The 1,166-nt window shown below is 77.6% G+C and carries 2 protein-coding genes; both read left to right on the forward strand.

All coding sequences use genetic code 11. The annotated features are described in order from the left end of the window. Window positions 1–321: iron chelate uptake ABC transporter family permease subunit (locus tag DZF91_RS23495; protein WP_147341315.1), on the forward strand; the 321-nt coding region annotated here is incomplete at its 5' end. After that, the coding region (locus DZF91_RS23500; RefSeq protein ID WP_117359517.1) for a FecCD family ABC transporter permease at window positions 318–1,166 on the forward strand (849 nt) is incomplete at its 3' end. The genes DZF91_RS23495 and DZF91_RS23500, both read left to right, overlap by 4 nt.

The following is a 1,166-nucleotide window of genomic DNA, read 5'->3' on the forward strand; positions in this document are numbered from 1 at the left end:
CTCGGCGCGCGGCCCGCCCTCGTCCGCGCGGCCGGGATCGCCGCCGTCACGCTGCTGTGCGGCGCGGCGACCGCCGCGTGCGGGCCGATCGTCTTCCTCGGCCTGATGGTGCCGCACCTCGTGCGCGCCGTCACCGGCCCCGACCTGCGGCTCCTCCTGCCCTCCAGCGCGGTCGCCGCCGCGGTGCTGACGCTCGCCGCGGACGTCCTCGGACGCGTCGTCGCGCGGCCGGGCGAGGTGCAGGTCGGCGTGCTGACCGTCGTCCTCGGCGGTCCCTTCTTCCTCTACTTCGTCCGGCGGCGGAAGGTGGCGGCGCTGTGAACGTCCTGAGAACGTCCCGGATCTCGGTGCGGTTCAGCCCGCGCGCGGCGCTCGTCGCGGTCGGGTGCGCGGTGCTCGCCGCGGCGGTGAGCGTGGTCGCGATCGGCGGCGGGGCGTACCCGCTCGGCCCCGGCGAGGTCGTGCGGGCGATACTCGGCCACGGCGACGCGTCCAGCGACTTCATCGTCAACCAGCTCCGGCTGCCGCGCGCCGCCACCGCGCTCGCCGTCGGGGCGGCGCTCGGGCTCGCCGGCGCGCTGTTCCAGTCGCTGTCGCGCAACCCGCTCGGCAGCCCCGACCTGCTCGGATTCACCCAGGGATCCGCGACGGGCGTGCTGGTCGCGACCGTCCTCGCGGGCGGGAGCACCCTCGGGCTCGCGGCCGGCGCGGTGCTCGGCGGCGTGCTGACCGGCGTCCTCATCGTCCTGCTCGTCGGCCGGAGCGGGGCGCACGGGCAGCGCCTGGTCCTCGTGGGCGTCGGGATCGCGGCGGTCCTGACCGGCGTGAACGGCTACCTGCTGACCAAGGCGCGGATCACCGACGCCGCACGCGCCGTCCTGTGGCTCACCGGCAGCCTGGACGGACGCGACTGGCGGCACGCGCTCCCCGTCCTCGCGGCCCTCGCCGTCGGCGTGGCCGTCACGGTGGCGTGCGGACGCGCGCTGCGCACGCTCGAACTCGGCGACGAGGCCGCACGCGCGCTCGGCGTCCCGGTGGACCTGGTGCGGGGCGTGCTGCTCGCGGTCGCCGTCCTGCTGGCCTCGCTCGCCGCTGCCGCCGCCGGCCCGGTCTCGTTCGTCGCGCTCACCGCGCCGCAGCTCGCCCGCCGCCTGACCCGCGCGACC

The sequence above is a fragment of the Actinomadura logoneensis genome, from assembly GCF_003428695.1.
GTDB classification, from domain to species: Bacteria; Actinomycetota; Actinomycetes; order Streptosporangiales; family Streptosporangiaceae; genus Spirillospora; species Spirillospora logoneensis.